Here is a 17,849-nt window from a genome sequence, read left to right on the forward strand (position 1 = left end):
TATCAGGGGTGGTTCAGGCGCATTCGGGGCAGTTCGCGTAGTGCCGGCTCAGTGCTTTGGCCATGCCCTGCCGTGCGAGGGCGGCCAGCGTGGAGCTCTGCTTGGCCGACCGCTCGCCGGCGTGCTTGGCGGCGTGGGCCTTGTGCATGCGGATATCGCGTTCGGCCCGGGCTTTGAGGAGGTCGAAGCGGTGGCACGTCTTCATTCATGTCCTCCGGCCGGGGCGGGGCAGGTGCGCCAGTGTCGGGTCGGCGTACAGGTGCCGCTGTAGTTCGGTGAAGCGCCCGTTGCTGATCGGCACCCCGGCCTCGTTCAGGTAGGGGCGAAGTGCCCGCCGTGTCATCCGGCCTTCAGACAGGGCTGCTCTCCGCGCGATCGACAGCAGCTCCTCCAGCCCGGCTGCCTGGCCGGATTCCTCGGCAGGACCGGCCGGCTTGGTCCCGGTCCGGTCCGCGGTCCGCCGGTGCGGCTGGTCCCCGACACCATCAGGCTCTGGTCCGGTCCGCTTCTCCGGCGCTGGTCCGCGGTCCCCGACGGCATGGTGGTCCCCGGGCTCGCGGTCCGCACGATGGTCCGGTCCGCCGGTCCCCGCGAGCGGTCCGCTCTCGTGGTCCGCCGGTCCGTCGGGACGGTCCCCGCGGTGGTTGTGGTCCGCCGGATGGTCTGGTCCGCCGGTCCTGGGAGGAGACTGGTCTCCGCTCGTGCTCCCCCCGGCATGGTCCGTTGCTCCGCGGTCCTGGTCCGCCTCCCCGCTCCGGTCCGCTCGTGCCGCCATGCGGTCCTCAGCCTCTGCTGACGCGTCAGCAGACCCTGGCTCCTGGGGGGAGGTTTCGTCGCCAATGCCGTGAGCCGGTCCGTCAGAGGGCGGTTGAGCTGCGGAAACCACTTCCAGGCCGGGTGCCATTGGCTCCGGTCCGGTGTTTGGTGCTGGATTCGTTGCTGGCTGCGGCCTGGTGGCCGGGGCTTCGGCGTGGTCCTTTGGCCGGTCGGTCGAGGCGGGCTCGTGGTCCGCAGGCTCGAGGCTGTGCTCGGCGCCGGCGGTCGATGTGCCCTGCACGTACGGTCGGTGATCGTCCGGTCCGCGGTGGTCCCCACCCGGCTGGTCCGCGAGTTCTTGGTCCGCGGTGTTTTGGTCCGCGAGGTGGCCTGGTCGGCTGGTCCGCTCGGGTGGTCCGGCTTCAGCGTGGTCCGCTGGTCCGCACGGTCTGCCGGCCGGGTCTGGTCCGCAAGGTCCGCCGGGGTGGTCCGGTCCGCGGTCCATGGTCCGCTCGCCCTTCAGGTCGTGATCGCGATCGTCGGTGTGGTCCGGGCGGACCGGCTCGCGTAGCGGATCGTGTGGTCCGGTCCGGATGGTGCCGTCGGGGTCGGCTCGGACCGGGACCAGTGCGCTGGCCCGATGCGTTTTGGGCTCGGTGTGCTTGCCGGTTCGGGTGGGGTGGTGGCGGGTGATGAGGATGTAGAGGTGGACGGCGCCGGCCAGGGCGAGTGGCGCGATGGTGGACAGGACCGCGACGACGTGGTCGCCCAGGCGCAGTCCGGGTTGGTGGGTTTGTTCGTTGAGGCGGACGGCGTGCAGGGCGTTGGCCCAGATGCTGGCGGTGGTGGCGGTGGCGAACAGGGTCCAGGTGTAGAGGCGGGCGCGCAGTGGCGCGGTGGACATCACGAGCAGGGCGCGGATGCCGTAGGCGATGAACCCGTCGATGACCAGCGGGAAGAGGTACGACAGGGCGGGGCGGACGTGGATGGCGACGGCCATCTGTTGTAGGGCGTCGTAGGACAGGGCGCACCCGGCTCCGCCGAGGGCGATGATCGCAGCCCGGTCCCACCAGCCCACCGGCGTTGAATGCGGCCCCGGTGCGGGGGAGGTGGTGTGGGGGTTGGTCATGCGGCCTGCCCGAGGTCGGCGTCCTGCTGGGCGAGTTCGGCGTCGGTGGGCCCTTCGAGGGCGTCGAACTCCTCGGCGCCCGTGGTCATGTCGTCCCGCTCGTCCTCGTAGGCGTCCTGCGGTTCGGGCGCGGGAGGGGTTGCCGGGATCGCGCCGCCGGTGGCCTGGTGGAGTTCATGGCGGGCCTTGCCCATCAGGTCTCGGGAGTGCTTGACCGTGAAGCCCAGCACGGTGGCCAGGCGCCGAGGAGTCCATCCGCGCAGGACGGCTTCGCGGGCGACGGCGGCGCGTTCCCGGGTGGACAGCGGGATGTCGCGGCCGGCGACGACAGCGCGTACCCGGTTGTACTCCAGTCGGTGGGCAGCCCTGGCATGCGAGCGCTCACGCTCTGCTTCGGTCCGGCCACCCCAGATGCCGTCCTTGGTGCCGGTGTCGATGGCGGCGTTTAGGCAGGTCTCCAGAACCGGGCACCGGCCGCAGATCGCCTTGGCCTGGGCAATGGAACCGGAGTTGCGGGCGGTGGGGAAGAAGATCCGGTCAGCGACCTTCGGCTTCAGGCCGTTGCAGGCGCCGTGGTGCTGCCAGGTGGTGTCGCCGATGCCCCGAAGTCCCGTGGCGGGGGAGTCGTGGGTGGTGATGTAGTACAAGTGGCACTCTCCGTGGTGGCTGGTGTTCGGCCGGGCGGCAGCGCAGGGGCGCAGGGCAGGCCCGGCCGAGGGGGGTGACGAAGGACCGCGCGGCACTGGGGCCGCGGGTGAAGGGATGGGGCGGGCGGCGGTCAGGCGGCGGCGAAGCGGCGGTCGTGCCCGGTGAGCTCGACCGGTTCGCACATCCCGGACAGCCGGGACAGGACGCGGTCGCCGACCATGTCGCGCAGTACCCGGGCCTGCCGGTCCATCCATTCCTCGCGGACGGGGGGCAGGTTGGTGGTGATCAGCGTCGGCAGCCGGTTCTGGCAGCGCCAGTTCAGGAGCCGGAAGGTCAGCTCCTCGGTCCACTCCGAGGACTTGGCAGCGCCGAGGTCGTCCAGCAGCAGCAGCGGCACCCGCACAATGCGGCGCAGCTGGTATTCGCCGTCGATGCCGGGGCGGGGGCGCATCTGGCCGTAGAGGTCGGCGGCGGTGGTGGCGTCCCACCGCGTCGCGCAACCTGCTGCGGTCAGCGCGCGGATCGCCCCGTACGCCTGGTGCGTCTTGCCGGTGCCGGTCGGTCCCCACAGCAGCAGGCTGGGGCCGTGGGCGATCTCCCGGCGTCCTCGGCCGCCGAGGTCCCCGGCCGTGGCGGCTGCCGCGATCCGATCCACCCAGGCGGTGACCTGTTCGTGGTCTGCAGCAGCGCTGCGGTAGTCGTAGGGGATACGTTTCTGCGCCGCCTGTTCGGCAGGAGACGGCTCGGGGCACTCAGGCTCAGCGGGACTGTTGGCCAGGGTGAGGCCGCGTTCGGCGAGCTTGGCGGTCACCCAGGCCGCGACCCGGTCACCTGCCAGGGGGCGGGGGTCGTCCAGGCGGGTGCGGGTCATCGCCGGCCTCCGATGCCGAAGCTGCTGGGTGCGGGTGCGTCGGGGTTCTGGTAGGGGACGTAGGCGGGGGTGGTGGTGCGGGCCCAAGGGCCCCCGCCGGAGGCGCCCGCGGCCCTCGGCCCGGCGTTCACGACGTCGTTGACCAGGCTCGCCAGCACGCTCGGATGCAGGCTCTTGGCCCGAAGACGCTCGAGCGCCGCCCGGATCGGTTCCGGCTCGAAGCCCTCGTCGAGCAGGGTCCGGATCTCTTTGCCCAGATGGCCGATCGTCTTGTTCGGCGGGCGGCGGTAGCAGGCGGAGATGTACTCGCCGAGCAGGTCCTTGGCCGAGACCTCCGCCGTGGAGGGGTCCGGCGCGGGCGCGGTGCGCCCCACAGGTACTGATCCAGGATCCAAGATCCTAGATCCAGACGCCGAGCCCTCGCGAGGATGCATCGAGGCATCGACGAATACCGTCTGACCTGCGCATCCACCCCCATCGTCGGGGACGGTGTCCGTGGCGGTAATGCAGCCGTCCTCCGGCTGCGCCGAGGCGTCCGGCTCACCCGACGATTCGGACAAAACCGGGTGATCGAGGACTCGTCGAGCATCCGCCGAGTCGGGGGGCGTCGGAATCGTCGTGGCCAGCGCGGCGTCGGCGGGGGCGGGAAGACGGTGGGGGCGGGTGCAGGCGGTCTCTCCGCAGCCGCCGCAGCCGTGCTTGCCCGGGGAGCCGTGGCCGGGGCACTCGGGCAGGCGGCTGTCGCTGGCCCGGTCGATCTTCTGGTGCTTGGCCCAGGTCACGATGTGCAGGTACGCCCGGCCATCGCAGCCGGTGTACAGGCAGATCAGCCCGGCGGCGGCGAGCTGCTGAAGGTCGGCTGCTACGTGGACGACGGTGTGGTCGGGGCGCAGGGCCCAGAGCCTGCCGTGGATGATCGCGGGGTGGGCGCGGAACCGCCCGGCGTCGTCGGCCAGGGTGAGCAGGCCGAAGAAGGTCAGGACGGCACTGATGGGAACCGAGGCGAGGTCCTCGGAGTCGAAGGCTTCGGGCTTGATGGTGCGGATGCGGGCCACTAGGCCGCCTCACCCCCGAGGCGGGCGGTGCGCAGGTCGAAAGTCCGCGGAGTCTGCCAGCCGGCGTCCGGGTGGGCGCGGATGATCCAGCGGGCGGAGACCAGCTGCTGGGTGCGCGTGATGCGCACGGGGGCTCCGTGGGCATCGCGGGCGGTGACTTCCAGATGCGGCCAGGGCTTGTTGGGGCCCTGGAGCACCACCGTCAGGACGGCGGCCTGGGGCATCATCGCCGCCAGGCGACGAGCCAGTTCATCCGGTCGCGGACCCGGACGGGGACCGGAACGCGGGGCCACCGGGGTGGCCTGGGGCGCTATGCGCGCGGCTTGGAGCATGCAACACTCTCCCTGAGTAGCCCGCACCGGACGTCCCTCGCCAAAGGGCCGGTGCGGAAGCGTGAGGTGGACCCGTGCCCGGCAAGGCGTCGGGTTCACCGCGGCCGGCGTCCAGGGGTTCTGCCCCTCGGGCGCCGGTTTCGTATGGTGGCAAGCGTGCTCGTGTGTGACGGTGTGGCCGGTCGCTGCCCGCCCCTCTCAGCCTTCCTCCGGGCCCGGTGCCCGGCGGTGGGACCAAGAACGTACGCACGGCCGCCACCAAGATCCAGACATAGCTAAACAATCCTCGACATTGGCTCTGCTTTTACCGACAGGACCAAAAGACGGACCACGCAGACAATCGGAACCGCGCCAGTCGTCAACTGGCCTGTGGCACCTGGGATCCAGGCGTCCATGTGGGCGGATCGGCCGACGATCAGGCCGCCCGCGGGGCCGGGCGAGTAGTCGAAAATACGTCGTCAGTTGCACTCGTTTCCTGGTCAGAGCGCCGTAGCGGCACGCCGAAAGGCGCAGCGGTCACGACGCGAGGGCGGCCCGCTGGGCTGGCCACTTGGCGTCGGCGGCGCGATGCCCCCGTCACCTCGGCGGTCGAAGGGCTCTTGTTGGCTGCCTTAGGTGAGTGGGTGGTGGGGTCGACTTGCCACTCGGCAGCCGAGAGGATGGCAGTACCTCTACTGCTGTACCTCCGGTTCAAATCAGGTTCACTACGGTTCTGTGTACGGGCAGCCGGTAGATCGCTGTGCCGGTAGCCGGCACGCGACTGTGCCGGTTTCCGCCTCTACCCGCCGGTTTCCCGCCGGTGCGAGTGGCTGTGGCGAACCCATGGTCGAATCGGATCGCCGGGTTGGCGGCTTCCCTCCACATCGCCGACCGGGGTGGGCGCAACGTGTGCAGGTTCGGGGGTGGTCGGGGGTGGGATTGATCTTCGGCGTGTGACTGAGGAGTGTCAACAAGGCTTAAAGCCCACCACGTAGGGTGCAAATCGGCCTAATTCGGTCCGTGCTCCCCTGGGTCTTCCCTGTGGTGCGCGTTGGGATTGACGGGAGTGTGTCGCTCTGACCTGCGGCTTTACTTGCTCGCCGGGCGTCCGGGTGGGGCGTTGCCTGGGGCTCTACGTGGCAGTGGCCAAATTCGGCCATGCCCGAGACCTGCCACACCCTCGGCTCATTGGCGGATGCATCCAGATGGCGAGTTGGGTGACAGAGGGCCGCTTTGCCCGGTTAATAACCGGGAGGTTTTTTACCAGGTAAAAAAGATCCCCGTAGAAAACACGCCACGCGTCTGTGCACACTCACCTGACGCTCCACGGGCACCTCACCTGTGCCTTCGCTGCTGGAGCGATCGGAGGGGGAGTGATGCAGCCGTCATCGGAAGCTGTCAGCCAGGTCGAGCGGGTGGCGATCGAGCTATACGAAATGCTGCGCTGTGAACGTGGTGATGTCGCCATCGTTAATGACCTCAACCCTGCTGTTCTACAGCGTAGTTGGGGACTGCTGCAGCGTCTCGGGCTTGGCGAATTCGACGATGACGCGGAGCGCTGCGTCGCGGTCGAGCCCGCGGTGGCGGTCGCCAGGCTCCTGGGCCTGTGCCGGCAGGTGCTGCTCACACGCGAAGGCGATGTCGCCGAAGCGGTCTGGGGGACACCGGCTGGGGTCGCGCCGCCCCGCTGGACGCTCGACGACCGCACCGACATCCGACTGGTCGCCGGCCGCCGCGCCGTCGCCGCGGCCCTGGCCGACGCCTACCGCGCGCCGGCATCGAGCCGCTTCACCGTCCACTCCGACCCTGTGCCCGAGTGGGGGCGCAGTACCCGCGCCGATGTGGAGATGGCCGGCCGCGGCGTGGACATCCGCCAGGTCTACCGGTGCCGCAGCGACCTGTCCGACGGACAGCGCAGGCATCTGCAGGCAGTGACCGAGGCTGGCGTCAGCGTGCGCCTGGACCCCAGCCCAGCCATCGACCTGATCATCGTCGACGGCGCGAGCGTCGTCCTCCCCGCGGACCCCGACCGCCCCGGCGACGCCCTGGTGTTGATCGACAGCGCGCTCTGGGCCCATGCCACGCGACTGGTCGCCGACCAGTGCTTCGACGCCGCCATCGACCACGCGGTGCTCGTGACGACCTCGCTATCGGCCTGACCCATGCAATACGGACCGGTGCAACAGAAAAAGGATGATCTTGTATGTCAGGCGACGCGTCCATCACCCAGTTCCCCCGGCGCAATCAGGGGCACCTTTCGGGCGTCGCCCCCGGAGCAGCACCGACCGTGTCGGTGAGCGAGGTGGCCATGGTGATGTACATGGAGCTGCGCCGCCGAGGAGAGGCGGATCTGAAGGGGCTGCGAGACGAGATGGGCCTTGTCGAAGACGTCGCCGAACGTGCGTGGCGCCACCTGTGGGACCTGGGTCTGCTGCAAGGGACCGTCTCGGGTGCGGAAGTCACGGCGGTCGATCCCGAGGTGGCGCTCATGCGCCTCTTCGAGCAGCAGCATGCCCGACTGGAGGCGTATGCAAAGGAGATCGAAGCACTGCAGCGAAGGGCCCAGGAGATCTCCCAAGAGATGCGCCCAGCCGTTCTGCGCGAGACTGCCAGCGTCCAGGTCCAGTACCTGCGCGACCGCCGGCACCGCACCGAGTCCCTGATGTCCCTCAACGCCACCGCCCGGACCGACACCTGGTCGATGCACCCCGGACCCCTGCCGCCGCAGGAGGTGCTGGCCACCTCCCTTGAACTGGACGCGAACCTGATCGCCCGCGGCATCCGGGTGCGCGCCATCTACGGGCACACCGTCGCATCCGGACAGCGCGCTCGCGGCTACCTGAACCAGCTCGCCGCCCTGGGGGCCGAGGTCCGGCTGGCGCAGCGGGTGCCGTTCGACCTCCTGCTGTTCGACTCCCACACCGCGCTCATCCCCAGCAACCCCCTCAGCCTGACCGACCCCATGCTGCTCCTGCACGACCGGCACCTCATGGGCACCTACCTGGCCATCTACGAGGACACCTGGCTCCACGCCACGCCCTACTCAGCGCAGTCCCCCCAAATGTCCGAGGACGGACTCACCGAGAAGCAGCAGGCGGTTCTCGCACTGATGGCCAACGGCCTCACCGACGAGCAGATCGCCCGCCGCCTGGGTATCTCGCTCCGCACGACCGGGCGCATCACCGCCAACATCATCGATCACATCGGGGGGACCGGCCGCTTCCACACCGGCGTCCTCGCGGCGTTCCGGGGCTTGGTTCATCCCGAGGTCGCCGATAAGGATCTTGAAATGCGGAATGTATGATTCCGATCGTTGGGGCCTGCAGCTATCTTCCTCTGCTCGACATGTTGCTTGGACGGCAAACCCGCTGCGGGCCGCCACGTCACCTCAGACCGTCCCCGGGGGCACGGCGCCGCCCCGGGGCGGACTCGTCGCCGCCGGCCCTTGCAGCAAGGAGGCCGCCGTGGCAGACCTGCCCGCCCTGCGGACATTCCTGGCCCAGGCACGCGCTCGCATCGACGCCTCTGCCTACCCGGAACTGCACGTCACTGGCGCCTCACGGGACCGCCGCGGCAGGCGCGGTCCCGGCCTGACCCAGGCCCACATGGACACCCTGCTCGGCCGGGCCGCCGGAACCTACGCAGCCCTCGAACGCGGAAAGACACGGCACCCGGGCCTGCTGGAGGCCGTAGCACGCATACTCCAGCTCACGACCGATGAATGGCGGGGCGTCCACGCCTTCGCCTTCTCCACCGAACCGTTGGAGCCCCTGTATCCACCCGCCGGCCTGCTGATGGCCGACCGCTGGCAAGCCGTGCTCGACTCGCAGTCGCAGATGGCCTTCATCATGGATTCCGAGGGCCAAATCCTCGCGCACAATGAGCCCTTCCGGGCCCTGTTCGCACCCGCTCCCATGCCCGTGGACTTCCTGCGGTGGACCCTGACCAGCCCGGCCGCCCGAGAGGTGCTGCTGGAGTGGGACATCCATTGGGCGCCCGCCTTCGTCGCCCGCTTCCGCACTGCCCTCGCGCTCCAGGCCGGCAGCACGATCCTGAACGAACTCCTCGAAGACGTCCTGGCAGACCCCGTGACCGCCCGTCTCTACCAGGCGTCCGAGTCGGCGGCCTCGATCATGGCCCAGGCGGAGCCCTACCGTCCCATCCGGCACTCCCGCTTCGGGCGAGGCTGGATGACGCTGTGCGCCGCGATCCTTTCGGACACCCCGGGCGCACGTCTGTACGTTGCCCCGTTCTTCGACGAACTTCCAACTGCATCGCCAGCGATGCCATCGAACTGTCCCAGGTAGTGAACCGATGTCCCCCTGCGGGCCCAGGGCACGGACAGCGAACGAGGTCCCGTCACCGGGTCACGGCCCCTGCCGCCGAGAGCAACAGGTCGAGTCGGCGGTGGCCAGGTCGCCGGCTGGGGCGAGGATCAACCCCGGGGCGCCGAGGTCCGGCTGGCGCAGCAGGTGCCCATCGACCTCCTGCTGTTCGACTCCAACACCGCGCTGGCCGTCTACGAGGAAACCTGCCTCCGTGCCGCGCCCTACTAGGCACAGTCACCCCGAATGCCCGAGAACGGACTCGCTAAAGAAGCGGGAGCCAGTTCTCGCCCTGTTGGGAAAGGGCTCACCGATGAGTAGATCGCCCGGCGCCTGGGCATCTCGCTCTGCACGACTGGGCGCATCACCGCCGATATTCTGATGTACATCGGGGCACCGGCCGCTTCCACTCCGGCATTCTCGCCACGGCCAAGGGCCTGGTTCACCCCGACGGGGCTGAAGTCCACGCAGGCTAGCGCCCCGTCTGACCCTCCGTCGACTCTCTCGGACCAGAGATGGCCCCCAGCATACGAGCGCGCCCGTATTTGCGGTCCTCCACTTGTGCGCTTCGCGTCATGGCTGCTGTCTCGCGCGTCTTCCGGGGCAAGGGCTTGCCCGAGCCGGTCGGGGGGTGGGTCGGCACATGAGCCGCCGATGAGCACGCCTCGAGGCCGAGCGGGTGCATCCCAGGTGGCTCCCGTGACCTACACGGTGGTTCGACGTTCCGTCTACCCGGCATGCTGGTGGATCACCGGAGCCGCTGCACGAGGAGGGAGAGGCCGGCTGCTGCTGCGCGGTGTTGGTAGGCGCGTAGGCCTGGTGCTCCGGGGGGCGAGGGGAGTCGGGCGTTGCGTTGCCAGTGGCCGGTCAGTGCCGTGAGGAATGCCGTGGCGGTGTCAGGGTCGCTGGCGGATGCAGGGTGAGTCTCCAGCGCCTTGGCCACGTCACCGGGCCGAGCGCCGGCGAGGATGAGTTGTGGGGCGAGGGAGACGGCGTCGATGCAGGCGGGGCCGGTGGTGGCGTGGGCCCAGTCCACGAAGATCACGCCCTTGTGGCGGTCGTGGACCATGTTGTCGGCGCGTAGGTCGCCGTGGACGATCCTGTCGCCCCTCGCGAGCTTCGGCCAGGCGGCTTCGATCTCGGTAAGGGCGGCTAGGCGTGCCCGTGCCTCGGGGTCCAGGTCAGCCGGCGAGGCCGAGGCGATCTGGGTCCAGCCGTGGAGGGTGGCCGCTGGTGAGGGGCGGTCGCTGACGGCTTCGGTGTAGGCGGGGGGTGCGGGCTGGCTGGTGAGTTGGTCCAGCAGTACCCAGACGCGCTCGGGGTCGGCACTCTTGGGGCGGAGGTCGGGGTGGGTGCCGTCGAGGTGTTCGATGACGACGGCGGTCCACCCGCCCTCCTGGTAGACGCCGATCAGGCTGGCGGCCGGGGCATCGGGAGGGAAGCTTTCCAGGACGGCGGCCTCGTGCAGGTTGGCTGCGGTGAGGGCGTCATCGTCGGGGGCGGCCTTGGTGAAGTAGCGGCGGCCGTCGGCGAGGGTGAGGGTGGCGGCCAGTTGGTGGCCGAAGCCGCCGGGCGGGGTCACGGCGTGGGTGACGGGGGAACCCAGGGCTTTGGCGATGCGGTCGCGTAGTGCGTTGGGCAGGTCGGTGAAGCTGAGGCGGCCGGTGCCGGGGCGGGGCGGGGTCACGGGGATCTCACAAAGGGTTCGCAGGACCAGGTGGTGGGGCGTGCGCCGAGCCGGGCCGAAAGCCGCGGAGAGGGAGCTGGTGCTCTCAGTTCTCCGGCTCGGCGCCGGGCGCTCGCCGCATCACGCGCATCGCCTGTGTCCTCGAAATCCTCGTGGAGGGGCACCTGCTGGGGTGCCCCTCCACTGTAGCGGGGATGGGCGTTCAGCCTCGGCGTTCCAGGTGCTCCAGCAGGGGGCGGCCAATGCATGAGGGTGCCGGAAGGACCTGCTGGGCGCCGGCTGAAAGCAATGCGGCGGGTGGGTGGAAGCCCCAGGCTGCAGCGAGGGCCAGGACGCCGGCGCGGCAGGCGGCGAGGATGTCGCTGGGGCTGTCACCGACCATGAGGGCGTGCTGGTGATTGACTCCGAGCCGGTTCAGCGCGGCGTGCACTCCATCGGGTGAGGGTTTGGCTGCTGCGTCCTGCCGGGTGACCACGACGTCCAGGACGGTCGACAAGTCGGGCGGCAGCAGCCAGTCCAGGCGGTGGCGGTCTTGCAGGGTGACCACACCCACCGCGATCCCAGCCGAGTGCAAGGCCTGCAAGCCGGCCAGCACGCCGGGAAACGTGGCGGGCGGGCTCGAGGCCAGGGCCCCGTCCCACCAGCGCCGGCACGCGTCGGCCGGGTTGCTCACGCCCAAGACGTGCAGGACCTCCTCGCGGGGTTGAGTGAGGGCAGCATCGGGGAGGGAGGCCAGAGCGTGGCGGCGATTGGTGGCGCATGTCGCCACGGCGGCCAGTGCGGTGCGGATGGTCTGGGCGGAGTCCAGCAGCACGCCGTCGAGGTCGAACAGGACCGCCTGCGGCGGCTGGCCTTGGGCGTTCATGGTGTGCCGCCCGGGTCGGTTACCAACGCCCGCAGTTCGAGGTGTTGGGCGGCGAGCAGGTCGGTGGCTCCGGCCTGCCGGTCGACCACGCACACCGCGGTGGTCACGGTTGCGCCGGCGATGCGCAGCAGGCGCGTGGCGTGCAGCAGGCTGGTGCCGGTGCGCGCGGTGTCGTCGACGACGACGATGTGGCGGTGGCCGACGTCGGCGCCTTCGATGCGTCGGCACGACCCGTGGGCTTTGACCTGGGGCCGCAGGAACGTCGCGGGCAGTCCGGTGTGCAGGGACAGGGCCGTCACCAGCGGCACCGCGGCCAGTGCGGGACCGGCGACGGCGCCGGTGTCTGTGGGCAGCAGGTCGGCGAGGGCTGCGGCGGTCTCCGCCAGCAGTTCGGGGTCGGCTGCCAGCCGGAACGGGTCGAAGAACGACGGCAGCACGGTCCCGTTAGGCAGGTGGTAGGGGCCGGGCATGTAGGAACCCGTGGCGATGCGGGCGGCTAGGCCCGTCGTCGTGGCGCTCACCGGGCACCGCCGGCGAGGTCGTCGGCCAACGCCTGGGCGTCGGGCAGGGAGCGCAGGAAGTCCAGCGGGCGGGTGGGGGTCTGTTGCAGCCATAGCTCGGCGCGCAAGAACTCCTCCAGTCGGCTGGCGGTGGGGCCGAGCATGCGGATCGGGACCGGGCGGATCGTGGTGGCGTAGTACAGGGCCGCGGTCACCTCGTGGAGGGTGCCGACGCCGCCGCCCATTGCGACGACCAGGTCGGCGTCGTCGAGGTAGGCGTGCAGGCGCGCGCCCATGGTCTCGGCGAAGACCTGCCGGGTCGCGTACGGGTTGAAGGGGCCCCAGTCCGGGCGGCCGGCGAGCGTGACGGCGATGACGGACACGCCGTAGCGGGCGGCGCCGCGGGCCGCGGCCTCCATCATCCCGTTGTAGCCACCGTGCCGCACCGTGTACCCGGCGCGGCCCAGGACCTCGCCGACCTCCTCAGCCAGCACTTCCTCTCCGGGATTGCGGGGCGTGACGCCGGCGAACAGGGACACGGTGCGGGTCACCGCTCGTCCTCCTGTTCCTGGTAGGCGCGGTAGGCGGCAAGCTCGCCGCTGAGCGCGGCCAGTTGGGTCGGCGCGACGTTCTGGGCGATACGCAGGATGCGCTCCAACGCCCGGTCGGCCTGTTTGAGTGTGGAGGCGGCCGGCTGCCGGACGGCGTCGTGCAGCTCCCGCAGGCAGGCCCGGCCTGCGGCGGTGTGCCCGACCTCGGCCAGGTGGTACCAGCCGTGGTGTCGCGAGTGCGGGGCCAGCGCGGTGCGGATCAGGTCGCGGCAGGTCTCGACAAGGTGGTGTTGGAGCCCGAAGGCGATGTAGGTCTGGCCGCGGCGCAGCCGCTTGCGGAGCATTGCGTGCAGCACCACGGCCTGGACGATGAGCGCGGTGCAGTCCGGCGCGGCGCTCGCCAGGTGCTCAAGAGCCAGGCTGGCTTGCGCGCGTTCCGCCTCGGCGATCTCGGGAGTGTGCCCGCTCTGCCACAGCACCCGCGCGCCGGAGCGCTGCTGCACCGCCTGCGCGGTACTGGTCGGGCACACGTACAGGTCGAGTTGCAGGAGATGGCCGGCGTGCGGCAGCAGGTAGACGCGGCCGGTGCCGCCGAGCTGGCCGACGATCGTGTCCCGCCAGCCCGGCAGGAGCGCCCCGAACTGCGTTCCCAACAGGGGGTCGAGGTGGTCGACGAGCTGGGGCAGCTGGCCGTCGTGGACGGCCACGACCAGGTCGAGGTCGCTGAGCCGGTCGGCGGTCCCTGAGGCCAGCGATCCGCGGACCATCAGGTGCGTGACAGCGTCGCAGGCAGTCAGCGCGTCCATCAGGCGCTCCAGAAGGACCAGCTGCTCCGGCCGGTGGGCTGCGGCCAGTTCCTCTAACCTCTCCACGGATGTGCCGGGGACGGCGGTGGTCGAGGTAGTCACTGTGGCCTCCTGGCGGGGGCGGTTTCGCGGGCCAGCAGGTGGGTGGCGGTGTTGGTCCACCAGGCGGCGCGGTCGCGGTTGCCGCGGCGGGCGTACATCTCGGCCACGAGCTCGTAGGCGCCGCCCTCGGGCAGGGCGTAGTCGAAGTAGGCATGGAGCAGGTGGTGCTCGGCGGCCCGCTTGAACCCGAGGTCGGCCATGGAGCGCGCGTGGACCAGCAGCTGCTGCCGGCCGGCCGGCTCCAGCTCCGGCAGGAGCCGCACGTCGCCGGGGGCGAGCCGGGTATGGGTGGCGAGCTGGTCGTAGGCGTCGTCGGTGTAGACGTCGGCGATCAGGTGCAGCCGGTCTGGGCCGGTGACGTTGCGGACCCCGTGCGCGACGGTGGGGGTCAGTCGCCACAGCGCTCCGGCGGCCAGGTGGACCTGGGCGCCGGCGGTGACCAGCACGGAGGAGGGGTTGGTCACCAGCGGGATGTGCAGGCGGTGGCGGCCGATCTCGCGCAATTCGGCGTAGTCGCGGTGCTCCCACAGGTAGGAGTTGGCCTCCAACCGGGCCAGGCGCACGTACATGAAGTCCAGGCCGAGGGATTCCAGGAACGCTCCGGTCGCCGGCATTTGCTCCAGCAGCCCGGTGGGCCGGGGCCTGCCGTCGCCGATGACGGTGTCGCTGTGGTCGCCGGAGTGGTTCAGCAAGCTCGCCGTCCACCAGCCGCCGCTCTGGTAGTCGCCGTAGGCGACGACGCCGCGATCGGCCAGCACCGCCTCAGCCCGGACCGCATCCAGCACCGCGGGCTCGATGTCGCCAAGACGTGCCACCTGACCGGCCAGGCCGGTCAGCACCTGCTCCGAGACCGTTCCCGATCCCATTCTGGGCTTTTGCGGGGTCACCGTTGCTATCACCGCTGGTCCCTCCTGCGTGGTCCCGGCCGTTCCGGGACGTGCCAGGCAAGGACACCCCGTCCGACTACCGGCCGCACAGATGTGGACTGTTGCTGCTGGTTGCCGCATGTTGCCGCCTGTTGCCGACCGCCCCGGACGGCCTTCCCTGCGCTCCCGAGCAGGGGGAGACTGGACGGGCCCGCTGCGTGAAAGGCGCCGGCCGTGATCGATGAGACCGCCGAATTACACCCGCTCGCCCACCTGCTGGCCTTACGCGGCCAGACGGCCGAGACCTACCTGCGGCACGTCGCCGACCAGCACGTGGCCATGGGGTTCGGGCAGATGGCCTGCCGCCGGGAGAAGGTCTCCCGCTGGATCGCCGGCACCCACATCCCCAGCTACACGACCCAACTGGCGATGGCCGCCGTCGAGGGCCTGGGCCCGGACAGCGTCCACACCCACGGATGGCCCGGCTGGCTCCTGCTGACCGTCCCCGATGACAACGCCGTCCTCACCGCGCCCTGGAACCAAACGGCCACGCTCGACGCCCTGACCATCACAGCAGGAGGACCGGTGGACCGCAGGAAATTCGTGATCACCACGACCGCCACCCTCGGCGCCGTCACCACCCAGTGGTCCCAGGCCATCGCTGCAGTGGCAGCCGCACCCGCCAACGAGCACATCCCCCGGATCGGCACGGACGTCGCCGACCACTTCGAGCACCGCCTGGAAGACCTGCGCCACCTCGACGATCAGATCGGATCAGGCGACGTCCACGCCGCTGCCGTCACCGAACTGCGCCTGATCCGCAGCGCCCTGCAGCACACCACCCACACCCAGGCCGTCCGTCGTCGCCTGTTCGGCGCAGCAGCCGAGGCATCACGCGCGGCCGGCTGGACCGCCTACGACAGCGGCCACCTGGCCGCCGCTGAACTCCACTACGCCACCGCGATGCGCACGGCGGCCGACGCCGGCGACCCGGTCATCGGCGCCAACACCCTTTCGTTCTGGGCTATCCAGCACTACTCCAACGGCAACCCCCGAGGCGCCCTCGACCTGATCGACACCGCCCTCGCCCAAGCACCCCGCATCGGCTCAGCCCGGATGACCGCCATGCTCTACGCCCGCGCCTGCCGCGCCCACGCACGCGCCGGCGACCACCACGCCGCCGACCGCGCCGCCAACGCCGCCATCGACGCCTACAATCACGCCGGACCCCGCACCGAAGACCCCGCCTGCGTCTACTGGGTCAATCGCGGCGAGATCCACCAACTCCTCGGCAGCTCCGCCCTCAACCTCGGCAAGCCCAAAGCCGCGCTCCGCCACTTCACCGACGCCACCACCGTCAACCCCACCGAGGCATACGACGGCGACGCATTCCCCCGCGGGCACGCCATCTACCTGGCCCGTCTCGCCGAAGCCCACCTCGACCTCGGCGACCTCGACACCGCCGTCGCCACCGCCCAGGACGCCATCGAGCGCATGGGCGGCATCAGCTCCGCCCGCGGCACCACCACCCTGACCGACCTCCGCAGCAAACTCGCACGCCACCGCGGAGTCCCCATCGTCCGCGACTTCCTGGCCTCCACCACCTGAGTAAATCGGGCACTCACTCCGTCGGGCGCCCTGACGGAACCCGGCTCGCCCCATTAGCCGGCCCCGTCATGGGCAGCGCCTACCGGTTCCGCGATGCAGGAAAGCAGGTCACCCATTGAGAAGTTTTCATCCTGACTTCGCAGGTCACGGGGCTGGTGTGCGCCTGCGGTGATGTACTGGCACTGGTCAGGGATGTGATCTTCTTCGGGAGATCGTCTGTCACCGGTGGACTTCGGTGTTCGCGAGGACGAGCAGGGCCCGCAGCAGGGTGGTGGCGTGACGGGCGTTCATGCGGACCTTGGTCAGGACTCGCCAGGTCTTCAGGTTCGCGAAGCCATGCTCAACGGCGGCGCGTTCGCGGCTGACCAGCCGGTTCGCCTCCCTCTCGGCGTCGGTGAGGCGGCGGGAGCGCGTCGCCTTGCGGCCGGTGATGATCACGGGATTGTCGTCGGGGTCGTCGTCCAGGCCGACGAGCCGAGGTCGGCAAGGGCGCCGAGGCCGGCCTCGCGCAGATGCGCGGTGATGTGGTCGTGGCGGGCGGCGGTGATCTCGCTGGCCCGGCCGGGGCGGGCCGAAGAGATCCAGATCAGGTTGCCCTTCTCATCGGTGAGAGCAAGGAAGAGCAGGCCGTGGGCCTTGTGTTTCCCGCTGTAGTTCTTGCGGTTGGCCGCCCCGGTGCGGCGGCGGGTGCGGACCAGGGTGCCGTCCAGCAGGACCACCGCACCGCCGGAACGGGCGATCTTCTTCAGGGCGCGGTCCAGACGCGGGGCCTTCGCGGCCAGCAAGTCGAGTACTTCGAGGACCCAGCGTCGGACGGTGGCGGCCGAGACCGCGTTGCCGCCGGCCATATCGGCCAGGCGCTGGTCGTGACGCAGGACAGCGAGCACGACGATCGCCTGGGTGCCGGGGGCGGCCTTGCGCCAGCGCGTGCCCAGCTGCTTGCGGCGCCGGCGTATCAGTCCGGCGACGAGATCGACGGTCCGCTTCGACACGGGAAGCCGGACCTGGTAGACAACACCGGGAGAGCCCCCGGCGGGCGGCTGCTTCTTCACACAGGCGCCAACTCCTGCCGGGGGTTCTCACGTTACGGCCGAAACCGGCCGCTCCCCCCGACGTCAGTGTGGTCAGCGCGGCAAATAGCGCCCGGAGCCGTTCCGGGCCAGCCAGCCCCGGTCGGACAGCTTGCGCAACTGCCCTCGAACCGGCTCGACCTTCCCCGGGGTGTTCTCCCGGCCCAGCGCGAGCGCGACGTCCTTGGCCATCACCGGCCCCGCCGCAGCCGTCACGATCTCCATGATCCGCCGGTACTCCGGCGTCAGCACCTCCACCCCCATGCCCTCCTCACGGTCCGGAATCAGCCGCATCCCAGCCGCCCCCGGCGTCACCACCACCCGCTCCGGCTCCGGCTCCGGCTCCGGCTCCACGATGCCCGACGGCCGCCTTCCTCCGTCCGTCGCCTCGGCCCACTGCCCGAACACCACCTCGGCCGCCTCCAGCCGGCCCAGCTCGGCGTCGATCTCCGCCAGCTCCTTGCGCAGCAGCTCCGCCCGCTCCGTCAGCCGCATCCGCCGCTCGATCATCCACGTCAGCACGTCCACCATGCGCATCCCTCCCGCTGCGGAACCTACGAGACGCCCGGATACGCCACCCCAAAATCCGCGAACCGGCCCATGGCAGATAATCACCTGCTAACGATCACGGCCGAGAGCAGCGCGAGCGCGTCAATCGCCACCCACACCAGCGACCCGACCTGCGAATTCAGGATGAAA

Annotated in this window: 19 protein-coding genes and 1 pseudogene; 4 read left to right on the forward strand and 16 right to left on the reverse strand. The window is 70.4% G+C overall.

Translation table 11 applies throughout. The features are described from left to right. Positions 1-13: 13 nt before the first annotated feature. The 7 genes and pseudogenes from BMW99_RS30905 to BMW99_RS43195 form a co-directional block, all read right to left on the reverse strand. Positions 14-205: a hypothetical protein gene (locus tag BMW99_RS30905; RefSeq protein ID WP_075017974.1), complete on the reverse strand. Its 192-nt coding sequence runs from the start codon at positions 203-205 to the stop codon at positions 14-16. Then, a complete protein-coding gene (locus BMW99_RS43190; protein ID WP_407640342.1) occupies positions 206-1,885 on the reverse strand; it encodes a DUF2637 domain-containing protein in 1,680 nt (559 codons plus the stop codon). It abuts the gene before it with no gap. Beyond that, complete coding sequence (locus BMW99_RS30915; protein ID WP_069466609.1) at positions 1,882-2,532, reverse strand: WhiB family transcriptional regulator; 651 nt, start codon at positions 2,530-2,532, stop codon at positions 1,882-1,884. Before BMW99_RS30915 ends, BMW99_RS43190 begins: the two co-directional genes overlap by 4 nt. A 131-nt stretch (positions 2,533-2,663) precedes the next feature. Then, positions 2,664-3,404: an ATP-binding protein gene (locus tag BMW99_RS30920; protein WP_075017975.1), complete on the reverse strand. Its 741-nt coding sequence runs from the start codon at positions 3,402-3,404 to the stop codon at positions 2,664-2,666. Then, entirely contained in the window at positions 3,401-4,459 is a 1,059-nt protein-coding gene (locus tag BMW99_RS30925; protein ID WP_075017976.1) for a hypothetical protein, read from the reverse strand. The genes BMW99_RS30920 and BMW99_RS30925 overlap by 4 nt, the downstream gene beginning before the upstream one ends. Beyond that, positions 4,459-4,686 carry a hypothetical protein gene (locus BMW99_RS30930; RefSeq protein WP_079138295.1) on the reverse strand — a complete coding sequence of 76 codons (228 nt, stop codon included), beginning with the start codon at positions 4,684-4,686 and terminating at the stop codon, positions 4,459-4,461. The genes BMW99_RS30925 and BMW99_RS30930 overlap by 1 nt, the downstream gene beginning before the upstream one ends. 627 nt (positions 4,687-5,313) lie before the next feature. Next, positions 5,314-5,569, reverse strand: a pseudogene (locus BMW99_RS43195) (helix-turn-helix domain-containing protein); the annotation flags it as partial. A 577-nt stretch (positions 5,570-6,146) separates the two neighbouring features. On the opposite strand from BMW99_RS43195, the gene BMW99_RS30935 reads away from it, so the two are divergent. The 3 genes from BMW99_RS30935 (at position 6,147) to BMW99_RS30945 (ending at position 9,077) form a co-directional block, all read left to right on the forward strand. Then, positions 6,147-6,929: a hypothetical protein gene (locus tag BMW99_RS30935; RefSeq protein ID WP_143080585.1), complete on the forward strand. Its 783-nt coding sequence runs from the start codon at positions 6,147-6,149 to the stop codon at positions 6,927-6,929. 44 nt (positions 6,930-6,973) lie between these two features. Next, a complete protein-coding gene (locus tag BMW99_RS30940) occupies positions 6,974-8,074 on the forward strand; it encodes a helix-turn-helix transcriptional regulator (protein WP_069464460.1) in 1,101 nt (366 codons plus the stop codon). A gap of 160 nt (positions 8,075-8,234) precedes the next feature. Next, entirely contained in the window at positions 8,235-9,077 is an 843-nt protein-coding gene (locus tag BMW99_RS30945; RefSeq protein WP_069464461.1) for an MmyB family transcriptional regulator, read from the forward strand. A gap of 766 nt (positions 9,078-9,843) precedes the next feature. On the opposite strand, the gene BMW99_RS30950 is transcribed toward BMW99_RS30945, so the two are convergent. From BMW99_RS30950 to BMW99_RS30975, 6 genes are all read right to left on the reverse strand, one after another. Further along, positions 9,844-10,782 carry a phosphotransferase family protein gene (locus tag BMW99_RS30950; RefSeq protein ID WP_075017978.1) on the reverse strand — a complete coding sequence of 313 codons (939 nt, stop codon included), beginning with the start codon at positions 10,780-10,782 and terminating at the stop codon, positions 9,844-9,846. A 202-nt stretch (positions 10,783-10,984) separates the two neighbouring features. After that, positions 10,985-11,647 carry an HAD family hydrolase gene (locus BMW99_RS30955; protein ID WP_069466849.1) on the reverse strand — a complete coding sequence of 221 codons (663 nt, stop codon included), beginning with the start codon at positions 11,645-11,647 and terminating at the stop codon, positions 10,985-10,987. Continuing rightward, positions 11,644-12,168 carry an orotate phosphoribosyltransferase gene (locus tag BMW99_RS30960; protein ID WP_245791699.1) on the reverse strand — a complete coding sequence of 175 codons (525 nt, stop codon included), beginning with the start codon at positions 12,166-12,168 and terminating at the stop codon, positions 11,644-11,646. Before BMW99_RS30960 ends, BMW99_RS30955 begins: the two co-directional genes overlap by 4 nt. Beyond that, positions 12,165-12,698: an SLOG cluster 4 domain-containing protein gene (locus BMW99_RS30965; protein WP_069466848.1), complete on the reverse strand. Its 534-nt coding sequence runs from the start codon at positions 12,696-12,698 to the stop codon at positions 12,165-12,167. The genes BMW99_RS30960 and BMW99_RS30965 overlap by 4 nt, the downstream gene beginning before the upstream one ends. After that, the gene (locus BMW99_RS30970) at positions 12,695-13,570 is read right to left on the reverse strand and encodes a hypothetical protein (protein ID WP_075017986.1); all 876 of its coding nucleotides are present in this window, start codon (positions 13,568-13,570) and stop codon (positions 12,695-12,697) included. The genes BMW99_RS30965 and BMW99_RS30970 overlap by 4 nt, the downstream gene beginning before the upstream one ends. 32 nt (positions 13,571-13,602) lie before the next feature. After that, positions 13,603-14,472: an aspartyl/asparaginyl beta-hydroxylase domain-containing protein gene (locus BMW99_RS30975; protein ID WP_075017979.1), complete on the reverse strand. Its 870-nt coding sequence runs from the start codon at positions 14,470-14,472 to the stop codon at positions 13,603-13,605. A gap of 234 nt (positions 14,473-14,706) precedes the next feature. Here BMW99_RS30975 and BMW99_RS30980 point away from each other — a divergent pair, with 234 nt between their 5' ends. Next, a complete protein-coding gene (locus tag BMW99_RS30980; protein WP_069464128.1) occupies positions 14,707-16,080 on the forward strand; it encodes a tetratricopeptide repeat protein in 1,374 nt (457 codons plus the stop codon). 219 nt (positions 16,081-16,299) lie between these two features. On the opposite strand, the gene BMW99_RS42750 is transcribed toward BMW99_RS30980, so the two are convergent. The 3 genes from BMW99_RS42750 to BMW99_RS41535 form a co-directional block, all read right to left on the reverse strand. Continuing rightward, positions 16,300-16,518 carry a transposase family protein gene (locus BMW99_RS42750; protein WP_256090287.1) on the reverse strand — a complete coding sequence of 73 codons (219 nt, stop codon included), beginning with the start codon at positions 16,516-16,518 and terminating at the stop codon, positions 16,300-16,302. After that, positions 16,515-17,132: a transposase family protein gene (locus tag BMW99_RS42755; RefSeq protein WP_069464126.1), complete on the reverse strand. Its 618-nt coding sequence runs from the start codon at positions 17,130-17,132 to the stop codon at positions 16,515-16,517. Before BMW99_RS42755 ends, BMW99_RS42750 begins: the two co-directional genes overlap by 4 nt. A 72-nt stretch (positions 17,133-17,204) precedes the next feature. Continuing rightward, positions 17,205-17,681 carry a hypothetical protein gene (locus BMW99_RS41535; protein WP_176735517.1) on the reverse strand — a complete coding sequence of 159 codons (477 nt, stop codon included), beginning with the start codon at positions 17,679-17,681 and terminating at the stop codon, positions 17,205-17,207. Between the last annotated feature and the right edge of the window lie 168 nt (positions 17,682-17,849).

This window comes from Actinacidiphila rubida (genome assembly GCF_900110255.1).
GTDB lineage: Bacteria > Actinomycetota > Actinomycetes > Streptomycetales > Streptomycetaceae > Actinacidiphila > Actinacidiphila rubida.

Bases quoted from the DNA above. Each gene is read 5' to 3' on its own strand.
- BMW99_RS43190 (WP_407640342.1), bottom strand. From the start codon at position 1,885: ATGACCAACCCCCACACCACCTCCCCCGCACCGGGGCCGCATTCAACG.
- BMW99_RS30940 (WP_069464460.1), top strand. From the start codon at position 6,974: ATGTCAGGCGACGCGTCCATCACCCAGTTCCCCCGGCGCAATCAGGGG.
- BMW99_RS30920 (WP_075017975.1), bottom strand. From the start codon at position 3,404: ATGACCCGCACCCGCCTGGACGACCCCCGCCCCCTGGCAGGTGACCGG.
- BMW99_RS30955 (WP_069466849.1), bottom strand. From the start codon at position 11,647: ATGAACGCCCAAGGCCAGCCGCCGCAGGCGGTCCTGTTCGACCTCGAC.
- BMW99_RS30905 (WP_075017974.1), bottom strand. From the start codon at position 205: ATGAAGACGTGCCACCGCTTCGACCTCCTCAAAGCCCGGGCCGAACGC.
- BMW99_RS30975 (WP_075017979.1), bottom strand. From the start codon at position 14,472: ATGGGATCGGGAACGGTCTCGGAGCAGGTGCTGACCGGCCTGGCCGGT.
- BMW99_RS30935 (WP_143080585.1), top strand. From the start codon at position 6,147: ATGCAGCCGTCATCGGAAGCTGTCAGCCAGGTCGAGCGGGTGGCGATC.
- BMW99_RS41535 (WP_176735517.1), bottom strand. From the start codon at position 17,681: ATGGTGGACGTGCTGACGTGGATGATCGAGCGGCGGATGCGGCTGACG.
- BMW99_RS30930 (WP_079138295.1), bottom strand. From the start codon at position 4,686: ATGATGCCCCAGGCCGCCGTCCTGACGGTGGTGCTCCAGGGCCCCAAC.